The sequence below is a fragment of the Ciceribacter ferrooxidans genome, assembly GCF_004137355.1.
Classification (GTDB): Bacteria; Pseudomonadota; Alphaproteobacteria; order Rhizobiales; family Rhizobiaceae; genus Allorhizobium; species Allorhizobium ferrooxidans.
In genome coordinates this window covers 1-253 of record NZ_SDVB01000379.1, presented here as the reverse complement: position 1 = coordinate 253, position 253 = coordinate 1, and the positions used below count along the sequence as shown (strand labels likewise).

Annotated in this window: 1 protein-coding gene; it reads left to right on the top strand. The window is 63.6% G+C overall.

What is annotated here, in order from left to right; translation table 11 throughout:
* A partial coding sequence (locus EUU22_RS26455) for an OPT/YSL family transporter (protein WP_165351272.1) occupies window positions 1-253 on the top strand: 253 nt, incomplete at both ends.

The following is a 253-nucleotide window of genomic DNA, read 5'->3' as shown; positions in this document are numbered from 1 at the left end:
CGCTCAACATCTCCGCCGCGCTGCTCGCCTTCCTCGCGCTCCGCGGCTGGACGCGCGCGCTGGAGCGCCTCGGCTTCTCGCCGCGGCCCTTCACGCGGCAGGAGAACACCGTCGTCCAGACCTGCGCCGTCGCCTGCTACACCATCGCCTTCGGCGGTACGTCGCCGGGCTGCAGCCTCTGCGTCGATCTCTTATTACTATATAGGCAGAGGGTTCCATTTTTGGAACGGAATTTCCGAAATTTTGATCCTCC